The sequence below is a fragment of the Haloterrigena turkmenica DSM 5511 genome (assembly GCF_000025325.1).
Lineage (GTDB): Archaea > Halobacteriota > Halobacteria > Halobacteriales > Natrialbaceae > Haloterrigena > Haloterrigena turkmenica.
On record NC_013743.1, the window covers coordinates 3,043,807 to 3,059,949 of the forward strand.

The 16,143-nt window shown below is 66.3% G+C and carries 13 protein-coding genes; 7 read left to right on the forward strand and 6 right to left on the reverse strand.

The window, feature by feature from the left end; translation table 11 throughout:
• Together glpB and glpA are read right to left on the reverse strand one after the other, a co-directional pair.
• Nucleotides 1-1,329, reverse strand: coding sequence for a glycerol-3-phosphate dehydrogenase subunit GlpB (gene glpB, locus HTUR_RS14620; protein ID WP_012944094.1), 1,329 nt, complete (start codon nt 1,327-1,329; stop codon nt 1-3).
• Nucleotide 1,330: 1 nt separating this feature from the next.
• Nucleotides 1,331-3,001, reverse strand: coding sequence for an anaerobic glycerol-3-phosphate dehydrogenase subunit GlpA (gene glpA, locus HTUR_RS14625; protein WP_012944095.1), 1,671 nt, complete (start codon nt 2,999-3,001; stop codon nt 1,331-1,333).
• Nucleotides 3,002-3,308: 307 nt separating this feature from the next.
• Between glpA and glpK the strand changes: the two genes are divergently transcribed.
• The 7 genes from glpK (at nt 3,309) to twy1 (ending at nt 10,591) form a co-directional block, all read left to right on the forward strand.
• On the forward strand, nt 3,309-4,850 hold the full coding sequence (gene glpK / locus HTUR_RS14630; RefSeq protein ID WP_012944096.1) for a glycerol kinase GlpK: 1,542 nt from the start codon (nt 3,309-3,311) through the stop codon (nt 4,848-4,850).
• 2 nt (nt 4,851-4,852) lie between these two features.
• Nucleotides 4,853-5,926 carry a hypothetical protein gene (locus tag HTUR_RS14635; protein WP_012944097.1) on the forward strand — a complete coding sequence of 358 codons (1,074 nt, stop codon included), beginning with the start codon at nt 4,853-4,855 and terminating at the stop codon, nt 5,924-5,926.
• A 203-nt stretch (nt 5,927-6,129) separates the two neighbouring features.
• A complete protein-coding gene (locus HTUR_RS14640) occupies nt 6,130-6,741 on the forward strand; it encodes a DUF1326 domain-containing protein (RefSeq protein ID WP_012944098.1) in 612 nt (203 codons plus the stop codon).
• A gap of 32 nt (nt 6,742-6,773) precedes the next feature.
• Nucleotides 6,774-7,565, forward strand: a complete 792-nt coding sequence (locus HTUR_RS14645; protein WP_012944099.1) for a DUF2182 domain-containing protein — start codon at nt 6,774-6,776, stop codon at nt 7,563-7,565.
• Nucleotides 7,566-8,127: 562 nt separating this feature from the next.
• Complete coding sequence (locus HTUR_RS14655) at nt 8,128-8,814, forward strand: HAD-IIB family hydrolase (RefSeq protein WP_012944101.1); 687 nt, start codon at nt 8,128-8,130, stop codon at nt 8,812-8,814.
• Between the two features lie 322 nt (nt 8,815-9,136).
• Entirely contained in the window at nt 9,137-9,424 is a 288-nt protein-coding gene (locus tag HTUR_RS14660; RefSeq protein WP_012944102.1) for a hypothetical protein, read from the forward strand.
• A gap of 129 nt (nt 9,425-9,553) precedes the next feature.
• Nucleotides 9,554-10,591: a 4-demethylwyosine synthase TYW1 gene (gene twy1, locus HTUR_RS14665; protein WP_012944103.1), complete on the forward strand. Its 1,038-nt coding sequence runs from the start codon at nt 9,554-9,556 to the stop codon at nt 10,589-10,591.
• A gap of 114 nt (nt 10,592-10,705) precedes the next feature.
• Here twy1 and HTUR_RS14670 read toward each other — a convergent pair whose 3' ends face one another.
• The 4 genes from HTUR_RS14670 to HTUR_RS14685 form a co-directional block, all read right to left on the reverse strand.
• Entirely contained in the window at nt 10,706-11,818 is a 1,113-nt protein-coding gene (locus HTUR_RS14670; RefSeq protein ID WP_012944104.1) for a glutamate-cysteine ligase family protein, read from the reverse strand.
• Between the two features lie 207 nt (nt 11,819-12,025).
• Nucleotides 12,026-13,468: a lipopolysaccharide biosynthesis protein gene (locus tag HTUR_RS14675; protein ID WP_012944105.1), complete on the reverse strand. Its 1,443-nt coding sequence runs from the start codon at nt 13,466-13,468 to the stop codon at nt 12,026-12,028.
• A gap of 22 nt (nt 13,469-13,490) precedes the next feature.
• Nucleotides 13,491-14,933: a sulfatase-like hydrolase/transferase gene (locus HTUR_RS14680; RefSeq protein ID WP_012944106.1), complete on the reverse strand. Its 1,443-nt coding sequence runs from the start codon at nt 14,931-14,933 to the stop codon at nt 13,491-13,493.
• 102 nt (nt 14,934-15,035) lie between these two features.
• The gene (locus tag HTUR_RS14685; protein ID WP_012944107.1) at nt 15,036-16,046 is read right to left on the reverse strand and encodes a polysaccharide pyruvyl transferase family protein; all 1,011 of its coding nucleotides are present in this window, start codon (nt 16,044-16,046) and stop codon (nt 15,036-15,038) included.
• Nucleotides 16,047-16,143: the final 97 nt, after the last annotated feature.

The following is a 16,143-nucleotide window of genomic DNA, read 5'->3' on the forward strand; positions in this document are numbered from 1 at the left end:
CTACTCAGCCTCCTCGCCGGCCCGCGTCCCGGCGACGTAGCCCGTCGCGAGCGAGACGCCGGCGCCGGACTTCTCGGCCGCGAAGTCGTAGCCGCCCAGCACAGCGCCTGCGGCCCGCAGGTTCGCGAACTCCGGTTCGTCGCGGGCGTCGAGCGGCCGAAGCTCGCGGTCGGACGCGAGGCCGAACCGCGCGTAGGGTTGGTCGCCGAAGACGTCGTCGACGAACCAGTCGTAGCGGTCCTCGGCGTGGGGGACGTGGCAGTCGAAGATCGGTTCGAACACCCGCTCGCGTTCGGAGCGAACCCCTTTGCCGACCAGCCCGCCCGTCGCGAGGACGTACTGGTCGGCGCGGTGGGGGATCTCGGTGCCGTTGCGGTCGACGACGACGCGGTCGATCCGGTCGTCGCCGCTGCCGCCGTCGGCCGCCACCGCGTCCGCCTCGGCGGTCTCGTAATCGATCACCGGCACGCCCGACGTGACGCGGACGCCCCGCTCCTCGAGCGCGTCGTACAGCAGGTCCTCGAGTCGCATTCCCGGTAAACTGGGCGGCCCCATCGGGACTTCAAAGACGTCGGCGCCGAGGGCGTCCGCGAGGTCGGTACGGACCTCGGCCGCGTGCTCGTCGCCGAGCACGGCGGGGAAGCCGACGCGGGACTCGTCCTCGAGATGCTCGCTGACCGTCGTCGCGAGCGCCTCGCGCGCGCCGGTCTCGCCGGCGCCCGTCGTCACGGGCTCGTCCTGATCCAACAGGTGCGCGTAGCGGGTCACCTTGGCGTCGTCTCGAACGATTCCGGGAAACGGAATCGTGGTGCCGCGGGCCGAAAACGGCGCGCCCGTGGCCTCGAGGTGGGCGGCGGCCAGCGGCGCCTCGAAGTCGGGCAGCGTCTCGAAGCCGACCAGCAGCGCGTCCCGGTCGTCGCTGGCCAGTCCGTCGGCCGTCGCGACGGGATAGCGCGCGGTCGGTTTGACGGTGCCGCCGTGGGTCGGGACCAGCGCGTTCGCGTCGGTGTGAGAGCCCGCGTAGGCGTCGCCCGCGACGTCGTCGAAGAAGGCCAGCGCCTCGCGGACCGCATCGCTGCCGACGCGCTCGTAGGGATGGCCCTCGGGGAGGTCCGCGAGCGCGTCGAAGGGATCGACGAGCGGCCCCTCCTCGGGCGCACCGGGCGCGTAGCCCAGAACGTCGATCAGCCCGCTCGCGTGCCGGAGCGTGCTCTGTTTGTACGTCACCAGCCGGACGCGGACGTCGCGGCCGGCGTCAGCGGCCGCGAGCGCTGCCGTCGCGCCCGCGAGACCGCCGCCAATGACGAGGACGTCGTCCTCGATGGCCATCTCAGGCACCTCCGTCGAACGCGTCGAACTCGAGCGCCGTCGGCTCGCTCGCGGGATCCCGATCCCGGTTCATCGTCGTCGCGTGTAAGGCGTAGTTGAGCATGGCCTGTGAGAGCTGTTCGCCCCAGAGGGCGTGGCGCTCGCCCTTCCAGCGTTCCTGAAAGAGTTCGTCCAGCGCCGCGCGAACCGTCTCCTCGTCGTACTCGGGGTGGAGTTCGTTAGCCATGTTCTGACAGCAGAAGCCGCCCTGACAGTTGCCCATCGAGGCCCGCGTCCGAATGCGGACCGCGTTCAGGTCCGATCCCGACTGGTCGATCGCGTCGCAGATCTCCGCGCGGGTCACGCCCTCGCACTGACAGATCACCGGGTTTGCCTCGTCGGTTTCGAGCACCTCGCTCGCTCGGCTCCCCAGGCGCTGTTTGCTCCGGCGCGCGACCGGCGATCGGAGGCCGAAATCGTCCATGCCGGCCTCGAGCGTTGCGATGTCTTCGCTGCCGGGCAGCGGTTCGTCGGCGGTCGCACACGAGGCCCGGACGCCTAACTTCTCGCAGACGTGATCCGAGATCTCCTCGGCCATCGCGCGGTACGTGGTGAACTTGCCGCCGACGATGCTCGAGATGCCCGAGACGCCGTCGCGGTCGGCGTGGTCGAGCAGGAAGAAGTCCCGCGTGATGTCGGTGGGGTCCTGCGTGCCGGTCCCCGGCGGCTCGTACAGCGGGCGCACGCCCCAAAAGGAGCGGATCGTCCGGGCCTCCTTGAGGATCGGGACGAGTTCCGAGAGGGTGTCGATCATCTGGTCGACCTCCCACTGGTCCTCGGGGAAGTCGTCCGGATCGGCGACCTCCTCGTCGGTCGTCCCGAGGATGGCCGTCGTCTCGTGGGGGACGACGATGTCGGCGTCGCCCTTCGGCCGGCAGCGGTTGATTACGGTGTCGACCTGCCGGACGTTCATGATGGTCATGACGCCCTTGGAGGGACGGACCTCGATTTCGAGGTCGGCCATCGCGCCGATCTCCCCCGCCCACGCGCCCGTCGCGTTGACGACGTACTCGGCGGTGATCTCCTCGGTCGTGCCGGCCGCCGCGTGTGTCCGCTTGCCCGGCCCCGACTCGTGGCGCACCTCGACGCCGTAGACGTCGTCGCCGTCGCGCAGGAGGTCGATCACCTCCGCGTGGGTCTCGACGCGCGCGCCGTGGGTCTCGGCGTCGATCGCGTTCGCGACGCAGAGCCGGAACGGATCGACGGCGCCGTCGGGAACCTCGATCGCCCGTTTGACGTCCTTCGCGAGATAGGGTTCGACCTCGCGGGCCTCCCGCCCCGAGAGAACGCGCGCGGGAATCCCGCAGTCGCGACAGCCCTCGAGTTTCTCCCGGAAGTAGTCGTCCGAGTCCTCGGGGCGCTGGACGAACAGGCCACCGGTCTCCTCGACGCAGTGGCCGGCGATCTCCCGGAGGATCTCGTTTTCTTCGATACACTCCGTCGCACTGGCGCGATCCGAGACGGCGTAGCGGCCGCCGCTGTGGAGCAGGCCGTGCATCCGGCCGGTCGTGCCGTCGGTCAAATTGCCCCGCTCGACGAGGGTCACCTCGAGGCCGCGCATCGCCAGATCCCGCGCGATGCCACAGCCCGTCGACCCGCCCCCGAGAACGAGGACCTCGGTGTCCGTTGCCATTCCTTCGTTCGTCCCTCTCTCTCCCGGACCTTTATTTTATCGACGGTTGCGGAACGTCCGTAACGAGTTGATTGGTTCGAGATCGCCGCTCGAACGGTGCGACGCCGGCTGACAGCCGGAACCGGTCGAGAACCCTGAAAATAGCCGAAATAACCGCTTACCATGAGTAATTGGGCCGATACTGTCAGATAAGATACGACATACGGATTAGGACTTCGACAAATTTTATAATGATAGTAGGTATTGTTTACCAGTATCGTGCGATCGTCGGTAAAGACATCGTACGGAGCAACGAGGGAGATTACCAGTGACAGAATCCACGTACGTCGGTGCGGTAGACCAGGGAACGACCGGGACGCGCTTTATCGTGTTCGATCACGGCGGCCAGGTCGTCGCGAACGCCTACGAAACGCACGAACAGATCTATCCCGAACCCGGCTGGGTCGAGCACGACCCGATGGAGATCTGGGAGAACACCAAGAGCGTCATCACGCAGGCGCTCGGGCAGGCGGGGATCAGCCCCGACCAGCTTGAGGCCATCGGCGTGACCAACCAGCGCGAGACGACGCTGCTGTGGGACGCCGACTCCGGCCGGCCGGTCCACAACGCCATCGTCTGGCAGGACCGGCGCACGACCGACCGCGTCGAGCAACTCGAGGCGGAGGAAAAGGTCGAGATGATCCGCGAGAAGACCGGCCTCGAGGCCGACGCCTACTTCTCGGCGACGAAAGCCGAGTGGCTGCTGGACAACGCCGATCCGATCAAGCTCGAGCGCTCCCGTCCCGAGGACATCCACGACCGCGCGGAGAAGGGCGAGGTGCTGTTCGGGACGATCGATAGCTGGCTGATCTACAACCTTACCGGCGAGCACATCACCGAGGTCACGAACGCCTCGCGGACGATGCTGTACAACATCCACGACCTCGAGTGGGACGACGACCTCCTCGCGGAGTTCGGCGTTCCCGAGGCGATGCTCCCCGAGGTTCGGCCGTCCAGCGACGACGACACCTACGGGACGACCGATCCGGACGGGTTCCTCGAGGCCGAAATCCCCGTCGCGGGGGCGCTCGGCGACCAGCAGGCCGCGCTGTTCGGCCAGACCTGTTTCGACGCCGGCGACGCGAAGAACACCTACGGCACCGGTTCCTTCTTCCTGATGAACACCGGCAGCGAGGCCGTCGCGAGCGATCACGGCCTCCTGACGACTATCGCGTTCCAGAAGTCGGGCGAGGACGTCCAGTACGCGCTGGAGGGCTCGATCTTCATCACCGGCGCGGCGATCGAGTGGCTCGAGGACCTCTCGCTGATCGACAATCCGGCGCAGACGGCCGAGCTCGCCCGCAGCGTCGACTCGACGGACGGCGTCTACGTCGTCCCCGCGTTCACCGGACTGGGCGCGCCCCACTGGGACCAGCGCGCTCGCGGTACCATCGTCGGCATGACTCGAGGCACCCGGCGAGAACACATCGTCCGGGCGACCCTGGAGTCGATCGCCTACCAGACCCGCGACGTCGCGGAGGCGATGGAGGCCGACTCGGGCATCGAGATGACCTCGCTGAAGGTCGACGGCGGCGCGGTCAAGAACAACTACCTCTGTCAGCTCCAGTCCGACATCATCGGCTCGGAGATCGTCCGTCCGGTCGTCGACGAGACGACGGCGCTCGGGTCCGCGTACGCCGCCGGACTGGCCGTGGGCTACTGGGACGACGTCGACAGCCTGCGGGACAACTGGCAGATCGATCGCGAGTTCGAACCCGAGATGGACGCCGATCGAGCCGACAAACGCTACGCGCGCTGGACGGAAGCGGTCGACCGGGCGCGCGACTGGGCACGGGACGACGAGGAGTAACTATGTTCGGGACGATACTTCAGATTCCGATCATCGGCATGGAGACCGAAGCGTTCGCCGTCCTGCTGATCGCCGCGCTCGCCGGCGGGGCGTTCGGCGCGGCCCTCGGTGCGCTTCCCTCCTTCGTCTTCACCGGCTTCGTCGTCTTCCTCGGGGAGGGTATCGCGGTCCTCGAGGGGGAACTCAGCGCCGCCGAGGCCATCGGTGCCGGTAACATCGCGACCGGCATCACCGGGACGATCGGCTTCGGCGCGGTCACCGGCCCCCACATCGCCTTCGCCGGCGGCGTCGCCGCGACGGCCTACGCCGGCCGGAAGTACCCCGAAATGGAGCCCGACGACTGGGACTACCACTTCGGGAAGAACATCCTCTACGCCTTCGGGACCAAACCCGACATCCTCGCGGTCGGGGCGCTCTTCGGCGTGCTCGGGATGCTCATCACCCAGGTGATGAGCGGGATCGGCTTCCCGACGGACAACATCGCGCTCTCGGTCGTGGCGACGGCGTTCCTCGCTCGACTCGCCTTCGGCTACCCGCTGGTCGGCAAGATCGGGGGCTCGAGCGTCCTCGACATGTCCCCGTTCGAGCGCGAGGAGAAGCGCGCGGTCACCGACGGCGGGGTCGAGACCGACCGGTTAGCCACTGAGCCGTGGCTGCCACATCAGTACGAGTGGGCCGGCGTCACCACCATCGGCGTCGTCGGCGGGATCCTCGGCGGCTTCATCTGGCTCCAGACCGGGAGCATCTTCCTTGGCTACGCCATCTCGGCGATGAGCCTGCTCTTTCTCAACCTCGGCGTCGAGAAGATTCCCGTCACCCACCACATCACGCTGCTCGGGTCGACGGGCGCGGTGATCGCGGCGGCGGCCGTCGGGAGCGATCCCGTCGTGTTGCTCGTCGCCGGCGCGTTCGGCGCGATCAGCGCCCTCCTCGGCGAGGTGTCCCAGCGCGTGTTCTACTCGCACTCCGGGACCCACGTCGACCCGCCGGCGATGGCCATCGCGGCGTTCATGTTCGTCCTCGGACTCCTGTATCTGGCCGGGCTGCTCCCCAACGCGGGCTATCTCGGCCTCTGACGGACCTCGAAATCCGACTGCGGTCCGTCTTTCCACTCTGCTGGTTGCTGGTTGGTTTCCGATACCATTGCTGCTCAGCGTGATGACTGCTGGTTTCTGAACGGCACGTATCGGACGGCTAATTCGGCGCTTTCATCGGATGGGCTAGTTTCACTGGATAGCTTTATCGTGGTACTTGTTGGCATATAACGCGGTGTTCAGCAATGGAAAAAGAGTGGATCATCGAGGGAGACTACGTCGAAGCCTGCAACTGCGACGTCGCGTGTCAGTGCGTGTGGATGGAACCGCCGGACGACGACGTCTGTACCGTCTCGCTGGCGTGGCACATCGAAGAGGGACGCTACGGCGATGTCGACTTGAGCGGGGTAGACGTCGGCATGCTCATTTCGACCGATGAGGGCGTCATGTTCGCCCCCGAGACGGAATGGGACGTCGTGTTACTCGTCGACGAAACGGCCGACGACGACCAGCGCGAGGCCATCGAAGACATCTACTCCGGCCGCGCCGGCGGTATCTGGGCCCCCGTCGCTGACACACACGTCCGATCGGTCGACGTCACGACCGTTCCGATCAGCTTCTCGCGGGACGGGTCGGACTTCTCCGTCGAGATCGGGGACGCCGTCGAAATGGACGCGAGCGGCGCGGTCGGGTTCAACGAGGAAGTCGGGACGGTCTCGCCCCACCCGCTGACGAAGAGCACGGAGGTACAGACCGGGAAGTCGACCACGGCGACGGTCTCCTACGATGACCGGTTCACGTGGGACGTCTCCGGAAACAACGCCTACCTCGGCGACTTCGAATTGGCGAACTCCTGAGGGCGAGAGGACAGCGATATAGTCGATCGATCATGGGGACACACGACTCGTTTCGAGACCGATTCACCCGTCGACGCGTTCCGATCGTCGTGCTCGTCACGTACGTAATCGCGTTGCTCGCGTGGGCGGCGGTCGTGGGTCGGTGGCTCCCGATGCCCGGTGGACAGATGGAGCTGCAGATGTCCGACCCGGGAGCACCGGAGGCGATGGCCGTCTCGAACGGGCTGACCGGTATCAGCCTCTACTTGCTCATGTGGGGAGTGATGATGATCGCCATGATGTATCCCTCGTCGGTCCCGCTCTTCCGGCTGTACGCCGAGACGCTCGAGGGGACCACGGCCGCGGGTAAAGCGACTCGAGTTGGGGCGTTTATCGGGACGTACGCGCTCGTTTGGACGCTGACGGGAATCGTCCCGCTCGTCGTCAACGCGGTGGTACCGATCGTCACCCTCGCGAACGCCCACGGCGGGCTCCTGGTGGGCGGGTCGTTGCTCCTCTTGTCCGGATACCAGCTCTCGCCGTACAAGTACCGCTGTCTGCGGTATTGCCGGTCGCCGCTCGGGTTCCTCATGAGTCATCACCGACCGGGAGTGCGCGGCGCCGTTCGGATGAGCTGGCAGTTCAGCGTCTTCTGCGTCGGATGCTGTTGGGCGCTGTTCGCGTTCATGGTGATCGTGGGCTCGATGAACATCGTCTGGATGGCGCTCATCGCGGTCGTGCTCTCGCTCGAGCGGACGGTCGCGTGGGGTGAGCAACTGGCACGTGCGGTCGGCGTTCTCGCCGGCATCGCCGGGAGTACCGTCATCGTGATCGCACTGGTCTAGAAATCAGAGCAGGGGGTGAAACGCGCGGTAAGTACAGGGTATTTACTGAGCAGATTGTCTATTCCAGCCCTCGTTTTACACCGTGAGTTGTGGACGATATGAGAAACTCATAAATTATGGCTCGCGAAACTGGAGCGCCCTCCCGAGAAGAGATCGAGGAACGGATTCAACAGGTTGGAAAATACTCTCGCGCAGTTCGTACAGGATTAGTGATTATTCTGATCGCGTTTCTGTTGGCCATTGGCGTTGTTCTGCCTGCGAATCTCGAGAGTCCCTCGCAGGCGATTGAGTCGATACTCATGCCGCTCACGTTCGTCGGATTAGGCACCATCCTGTACGGAATCGGGATGCATCTTCACCTGATGCACTTGAATCTCGTTCGTCAGTTACAGCCCGAACCGACGGACGATCAGGGATCAGTTCCCGAGTCAGACGACTAACGAGTGTACTCGGTTCGCACACGCACTTAGCGAACCGTCCCGATTCAGTCACTGACGGATCTCTCGGTCTCGAGCACGCCCGAACCGACCCCTTTAGGTCGCCCAGCCCTCGAGTGACGGCCATGAGAGCCGATCCACCGCTCGTCCTCGACATCGACGGGACGCTCACCCGCCCGGAGGGGTGGGGCATCGATCCGCGCGTCTTCGACCCCCTCCGCGATTGGGAGGCGCCCGTCGTGATCGCCACCGGGAAGGCCTTTCCCTACCCCGTCGCGCTCTGTCACTTCGTCGGCATCCCCGAACTCGTCGTCGCCGAGAACGGCGGCGTCGTCTACACCGGCGACGACGTCTTCTTCACCGCCGACCGCGAGGCCGCTCAGGCCGTCCTCGAGGCGTACCGCGCCGCCGGCTACGAGACGGGCTGGGGGCCGGAGAACACCGTTAACCGCTGGCGCGAGACCGAGATCGCCGTGAACCTCGACCAACCCATCGAGCCGCTGCGCGAGATCGCCGCCGACCACGGCCTCGAGGTGATCGACACCGGCTACGCCTACCACGTCAAGGACGCCGCGCCGAACAAGGGCGACGGCCTCGAGACGATCGCCGAACACGTCGATATCGACCTCGAGCGAACCGTCGCAGTGGGCGACTCGATCAACGACGTCTCGACGTTCGAGGCCGTCGGCCGGAGTTTCGCCGTCGCCAACGCCGACGAGACGGCGAAAGCGGCGGCCGACGAAGTGCTTGACGAGGTGCACGCGGACGGGACGCTGGCGGTTCTCGAGCGAGTTCGCGGGTCAGTCGACTAACTCGTCCCGGTGGTTCGACTCGGTGACCGAATCGGCTGTGGGTGATGTGGAATCCGTTAGCTCATTGAATACAGCAATAACGCAACTTCACGCTGGCAACGGTGAGTGCCACGCCCTCCCCAGCCGATTCGTTCGCTCCTCTCAGTCGCTCACTCATCCCTCGCACGGTTCTGACCGTGGCTCCTTGTACAGTCGCCACGGTCCAGCGCGCGCCACCGCAGAGAGATCCCTCGAGCGGAGCGCGTACACCGAACGACGGACTCGAGTGGGGCCGATCGGGCCCACTCAGAACGCTTTTCTTTCGGCCGACGAACGCTCACGTATGGTAGTCGACACCCTCGTCGCCGTCATCGGCGTGGTGGGGACCGTCGGGCTCTTCGCTTGGACCTACCGGGACGCCACGGATCACGAGGTCTCGAGACCCCTGCTGTGGGCCGCCTTCTCGGGGGGCGCCGTCGCGGTCGGCGCGGGGCTATACCTGTTCGCGTCCGTTCCGACCACCGGAACCATTATGACCGCCAACACGGGGCTGGTCCTGTACGGGTTCGAGCGGGAAGTGACGCTCGAGGACGACGAACCGGCCGAACCAGGCGAGTTACCCCACAAATAGCAGTCAGGCGTCGCTCGAGGTCCTGCAGAGTAGGGACTCGACATGCCCGAGTCCGATCCGTTCCGCGCCGGAGAGTCGAAGCGGCGACACCACACACCTTTTGGTCGGGCCCGACCAAGCGGGGGCAACATGAGTAACTCCGCCGAATCCGGCGTCGAGGGTGGGAGCGACACCGACGCCGAACACGACGAGAGCGAGGACGGCGGTGCGATGCAGGTCTCGAGCCCGGACTACCACAGCGAGAACCACACGGCCGCCCAGACGTGTGGCTGGACGGCCAACGCCGTCCGGGGCGAGGGGAAGTGTTACAAGTACATCTACTACGGGATCGAGTCCCATCGGTGCATCCAGATGACGCCGGTCGTCCGGTGTAACGAGCGCTGCGTCTTCTGCTGGCGCGACCACCAGGGACACACCTACGAGATGGACGACGTCGAGTGGGACGACCCCGAGGCGGTCGTCGACGCCTCGATCCGGCTCCAGAAGAAGCTGCTCTCGGGCTTCGGCGGCAACGACGAGGTGCCCCGCGAGGTCTTCGAGCAGGCGATGGAACCCCGACACGTCGCCATATCGCTGGACGGCGAACCGACGCTCTACCCCTATCTTCCCGAGCTCATCGAGGCCTTCCGCGACCGCGATATCACCACTTTCCTCGTCTCCAACGGGACCCGGCCCGAGGTGCTCCGGGAGTGCGATCCGACGCAACTGTACGTCAGCGTCGACGCCCCCGAGCGCCACACCTTCGACCAGGTGGTCGGCGCGACGGAAGACGACGCCTGGGAGCGCCTGCTCGAGACGATGGACGTCCTCGCCGAGAAGGACGAAACCCGAACGGTCCTCCGGACGACGCTCGTCAAGGGCGAGAACATGCACCACCCCGACTGGTACGCGGGCTTCTACCAGCAGGCCGATCCCGACTTCGTCGAGCTGAAGGCGTACATGCACGTCGGTCACTCGCAGGGCCGGCTCGACCGCTCGGCGATGCCCGACCACGAGGAGGTCATGGCGTTCGCCGACGAGGTCAAGGAGTACATGCCCGAGTTCACCGAGTCTCGAGGGGTGTCGGAGTCCCGCGTCGCGCTCCTCGCGAAGCAAAAGGACACCTGGGTCCCCAAACTCAAGAAGGGCAGCGAGTTCTGGGAGCGCGATCCGGTCGTCGGCGACTGAGCGCGCGGCCGATCGCTCGAGTCGCCGCCGCTGCTATCGCACTGACGGTCCCTCGAGTCGCCGCCGCTATTGTCGTGCTGACTATCGCACCAGTCATCGGACCTGCCACACCGCTCAGTCGCTGTGCAGCGGCTTCGCCCGCCGCACGTCCCGCTCGAGTCGCTCGGCGTACTCGAGCCGGAGTCGCCGCGCTTCGTCCGGATCGATCCGTCCCCGACCGGCGATCTCGTGAGTGATCGGCTCGTAGGCATCGACGTCGAATCCCATCCGGTCGAGATACGATCGAACGGCGTCTGACTCGAGCCCCTCCCGGATCGCGGCGTCGACGTACTCGAGGACGGCGTCGAACTCCGGGAGGACGATCGTCTCGTCCGTGACGCGACCCTTCTGGCTGTCGATGCGCACGTCGGTGTCCTCGAGATCGCCGACGATGTCGGCCAGGCGATTCGCCAGCCTGACGACCTGACTCGGGAGCGCGGTGTCCGGCGAGCGCCACTCGACGGTGGAAAACGACGAGCGAAGCTGGACCGGCGTCCAGACCGCGCTCTCGGGGTCGAAGTTCGACTCGAGGGTCTGCCGCGAGACGCCCGCGTCGGTCGCCACCGTCACGAACTCCTCGTGCCGGCGCTCGAGCCGTCGCGTCCACTCCTCGCGGTCCGAGACGTAGCGCCACAGCCAGCCCTGATGGGGGATGTCGTCATAGGCCAGCCAGCGGTAGCACTTCGACCGGGCGCCGGCCGCCATCGGGCGCCCGCGGTAGTACGGCGAGGAGTTGACCAGCGCCAGCGCGGGGTCGAGCGCGACGAGGGCGTTCAACTGATCGATCTCGCGTCCGGGTTGCTGTTCGACGTGGACGTGGGTCCCCGCGCAGTGGCGCACGTACGCGAAGTCCTCGCCGACGACGGTGTTCTGGATCCGCGTCCGGTCGCTGGAAAGTTCGCTGATCCGTTCGTCGCCCACCGGCGTCGCCAGCGGCACGAGTCGCTTTCCGAGGTCGTCGGCCCGCTCGAGGACGGCGCCGATCCGGTCGAACAGCTCCTCGCGCAGTTCGGCCGCCGTCTCGCAGGGAGTGGTCTTGATCTCGAGCACCGGTTCGACGAACTCCCGTTCGGCGCCCGGCGACGCCGCGACGAGTTCCCCCGGCTCGGTCAGCCGCCCCTCGTCGTCGATCACCCAGTACTCGACCTCGATGCTCCGGCGTCGCGGTTCAGCGTGGTCTACGGACACGGGTGGTTCGATGGAGCACCGGCGTGTCTCTGCTGCGACGTGATTCGGTTCCGCTGATCAAAGATTGATGGTAGCATATCACACGATGCTATCCATCGAACACCCTCAAGAGTATTTCGTCTATGGAGACATTAGCCGCAACAACCGCGTATACGGGTCGGAATCGTACCGAACCCGTCCAAAAACGCGCTCGAACGCCGGGGACGGCTAGATCTCGAAGCGCGAACTGCGGACGACGCCCCTGATCGTGATGCGGAGCTTTCGACTGATCGCCGCCAGCGTGACGGCGTAGACCGCCGCGCCCAGCACGACGATCGCGAGGAGCTGGTACCAGTGATCGACGGCGACGGCGCGTTCGACCGGGACGATCACGGCGAACATCGCGAGGCCGGCCGCGAACTGCTCGCCGAGCGTCCGCGGGAAGAGGACGACCGACGGGAGCTGCCGTTTGATGATGACCGCCGAGCAGACGTACCGGAGCGTCTCGGCGACGACCGTCGCGATCACGACGCCGATCGCGCCGTAGACGAGCGTCAGTGCGACGCCGAGGACGATGTTGATCCCCAGTGTCAGCGCCGAGACCCGCGTGTTGACGTCCGGCCGATCGATCCCGTCGATCACGCTCGTGAGCACGCCGGCCTGGGTCTTCGCGATCTGGTAGAGCGCGAGTCCGACGAGGAGCACGGCGGCCTCGGCGTACTCGGGGCCGAAAAAGGTCACGACGAGCTGTTCCGGCATCGCGACGGCGCCGAAGAACATCGGGATCGCGACGATGCTCGTAAACGCCAGCGTGTTCGAGACGTCCGCGCCCGGCTCCTCGCCCTTGCTGTGTCTGTGGCTCACGCGAGCCATCAGGCCGCTCGAGGCGGCCATCGTCACGAACGTCGCCGGCACCGTAAGCTTGAGCGCGACCTCGTAGTGGCCGGCGGCGGCGGGCGCCAGCAGGTAGCCCAGCAGGATGATGTCGAACCGATCGTAGGCCTGACTGAGCAGCGAGTTCGGAATGCTGAACCTGGCGTACGACCAGAGGTTTTCGACCGTCTCCCGCTCCGGAGCGACCGGCCTCGCCCGAACGAAGTACCAGAGGATCGGCACCGTCAGGAACGTCGCCGCGGCCAGTCCGTAGGCCATGCCGGCGGCACCGAGTCCGAGCGTGATCAGCCCCAACTGAAGCGGGAAGGTGAGCACCGACCGGAGCGTGTCGGTCCACATCGAGGCGCCGACGCGGCCCCGCGCCTGTACCATCAGGTCCAACGGCTCGAAGAGCGTCACGGCGAACAGCAGGACGATGAACAACACCGGCGCCTCGGGAAGCCCCGTGTAGTCGACCAGCTGCTTCGACGCGAGGAGCGCCGCCGCGCAGACGATCGCCATCCAGACGACCGTGAACAGCGCCTGACTGCCGACCAGTTCTCCCGGCGCCGTGTCCGCTTCCGAGAACCGCTTCTTGACCGCGGTTCCCCATCCGTTGACCGCCCGGTCGGCGATCTTCACCAGCGAGAAGAGGAGGTAGTAGCCGCCGAACCCGGTCGGGCCGAGCACGCGCGCGAAGACGATCGTCCCGAGAAAGCCGATCGCGGCCATCGTGAACTTCGCGGCCGTCGCCTTGAGCGTCTCGCCGCCGAGGCTGACGGAGGTCGCGTCACTCATGGCTCTCGTCTCGAGACCACCGTCACAGATACCCCAGCTCCTCGAGCTGGGATTCCAGACCGTCCATATCCGCCTCGGAGAGTCCCTCGCGGCGCTCGAGGCCGTCGACCAGTCGACCGAGTTCCGACTCGAGGGCCGCCGGGTCACAGTCGCCGATCAGCTCGGTCCCGGACAGCCCCTCGAAGTAGTAACAGTCGGCCGTCGCGACGCCGTGGCGTTCGCGGTCGACGGGGCCGATATCGTAGCCGTCCTCCTCGAGCGCGAGCGCGCGTCGCTTCGAGATGCCGTGGAACTCGAGCAGCGCGCTCGAGCGCGGCTCAGTGATGACGGTGTCGCTCGAGTGGGGCTCGGTGTCGGTGGGATCGCTCGAGCACAGCGGGCGGAACGACTCGCCGCGACGGTGGGCCGACTCGATACCGGCGAGGTCGAGCACCGTCGCGTAGACGTCCAGCAGGTTCACGAGGGCGTCCCGCGTTGGCCGCTCCGCGCTGCCTGCGTTGGGGGTTCGGTCGTCGGCGTTCGGTCCGGGCGCGGAGACGACGAGCGGGACTTTCGTCACGGGCGGATGGAGGCCGCCGCCGTGTTGCCACGCGCCGTACTCGCCGAGCGCTTCGCCGTGGTCGGCGAGGGTCACGACGTAGTCGAACTCCGCGGCGAGCTCCCCGTAGATGTCGCGGTAGATGTCCGACAGGTACCGTACGGCGTCGTCGTACGCGGTCCTGATCCGCTCCGGATCGGCCGAGGGCTCCCCGAGCGTGGCCTTCACGCTGTCGAAGTGGGGCGACTCCTCGTCCGGATAGGTCTTGTACTCGTCGGGCGGGTCGTACGGCAGGTGCGCCTCCATCAGATTCGCGAAGAGGAACTCGCTGTCCTGGGTCCACGAACGCTTCTGGACGTACTCCAGAAACTCCGACGCGCCGTCGTCGGGGTGGCGCCCCTTGAGGCCCATGTCTCGGAGCTTCATCAGGGCGCCCTGTTTCAGCGACTGGGTCGTATCGCAGTCGCCGTCGACGCAGCGCCAGAGCGCTCGGAGGTACCGTTCGGGGCCGTCGGCCCGGTGTTCGGCGATGAACTCGTCCCAGTCGAAGACGTCCTCGCCGAGGCCGCTGAGCCGCCAGCCGCCGTCGAACTCGTCGAACCCGTGGTGCCAGCCTAGCTGCTCCGAGATGTTGACGTTACAGCTGAACGCCCGCGTCCGGTAGCCGCGGTCCCGGAGGAGTTCGGGGAGGCGAGTCGTGTCCCGGTCGAAATCCTGGGATTTGATCGTCACGCCGGCCTCGCTCGCGTACCGGCCGGTGAACAGCGAGGCGTGGGCCGGGGCCGTCCAGTGGCTCGTGCTCCACGCGTTCGTGAACTGCACGCCCGGTAGCCAGTCGAAGTGCTCGTCGAAGGAATCCGCCCGCAGGGTGTCGAGCACGACGAGGGCGATGGATGGCTCGTCTCCCATGGTCGCGTGTCCGTTCATCCTACCAGCCCTCCGCCAAAGAACCTAGCCCCGGCAATGGAACCGGCTGCGGGAGCACTGGTCGCCGTCGCTCTCCGGTCGGCAACGCGGTCAGGCTCATGCTCACAGGACCGTCGTGACCCCTTCCTCGAGGGCCTCGACCTGTTCGTCCTTCTCCCGCTCGAGTTCGTCCATGTCGAACCGGACCGGCTCGCTCGTGACGTCGCCGTCGATCGGGACTCGATCGAAGAGGTTCGCCCGCGGCGTGTCGAAGTAGAACTGCGCCCGGTTGCCGTAGGTCAGGGCGGGCAGACAGGCGTGGATCCGGTCCGATCGCACCACGTCCGCGTTGGCGTAGAGGAAGAGGTAGTCGGTCACCATGTCGGAGACGAAGACGTTCTCCGCCTCGAACAGCGGCGTCTCGAGGCCGAGCAGTTCCCGCGCCCGCTCGCCGACCGGGAAGTGGTACGGTTCGTCGAAGGGCGCGTGATCGGGCCTGATGATCGTCGACGACGCGCCGTCGATATCGGGCTCCTCGCCCTTGTCGAACGTGTGGACGTCGAACTCCCGATTCGCCTCCGGCGGCTGGTGAGCGTCGCCCAGGAACAGCGAGCAGTCGATGCCGTCGTACAGGTACTCGACGAGGTCGCCGTACTCCTCGTAGGCGGTTCGATCCCGCGTAAGCAAGACCTCGATGTCGAGTGCGTCGAAGACGGCCTCGACGTCCTCGCGCTCGACCTCGTCGTACTCCTCGCCGCCCCCGCCGACGATAACGATCGGAATATCTCGCTCCCTGAGTCGAGTGAGCGTGTCGAAGTACTTCCGGAACGTCGGCCGGGAGAGCACACAGCCCGGCAGGACCGCCAGATCGGCGTCGATCAGTTCGCTGATGTTTACCGTGTTCTGCCGAATTCGGTGGGTCGGCGACTCGTAGTCCGCCCCGTGGCCCGCCATCCGTTCGAACTTTCGGGTCCCGCGCCACAGCGCCGCGGTGTCCGCCGCGTGGTTTGGATAGCCGCCCGTCTCGACGATCTCGGCGTCGGGAAACGCCCGCTCGAGCATCGCCTTCGCCCCGTAGTCGATGAATCCGTTCCCGATGTTCGTCGTCCACGTCCGCAAAAGCAGGATTCTCATTGCGCTCGTCTCCACCGGAACGGGCCATAATTATGGGGAGGCTACGGCCAGACAACAGTCCAATTCGGTACCGGATGGCGGATTGTAGATGCCGATC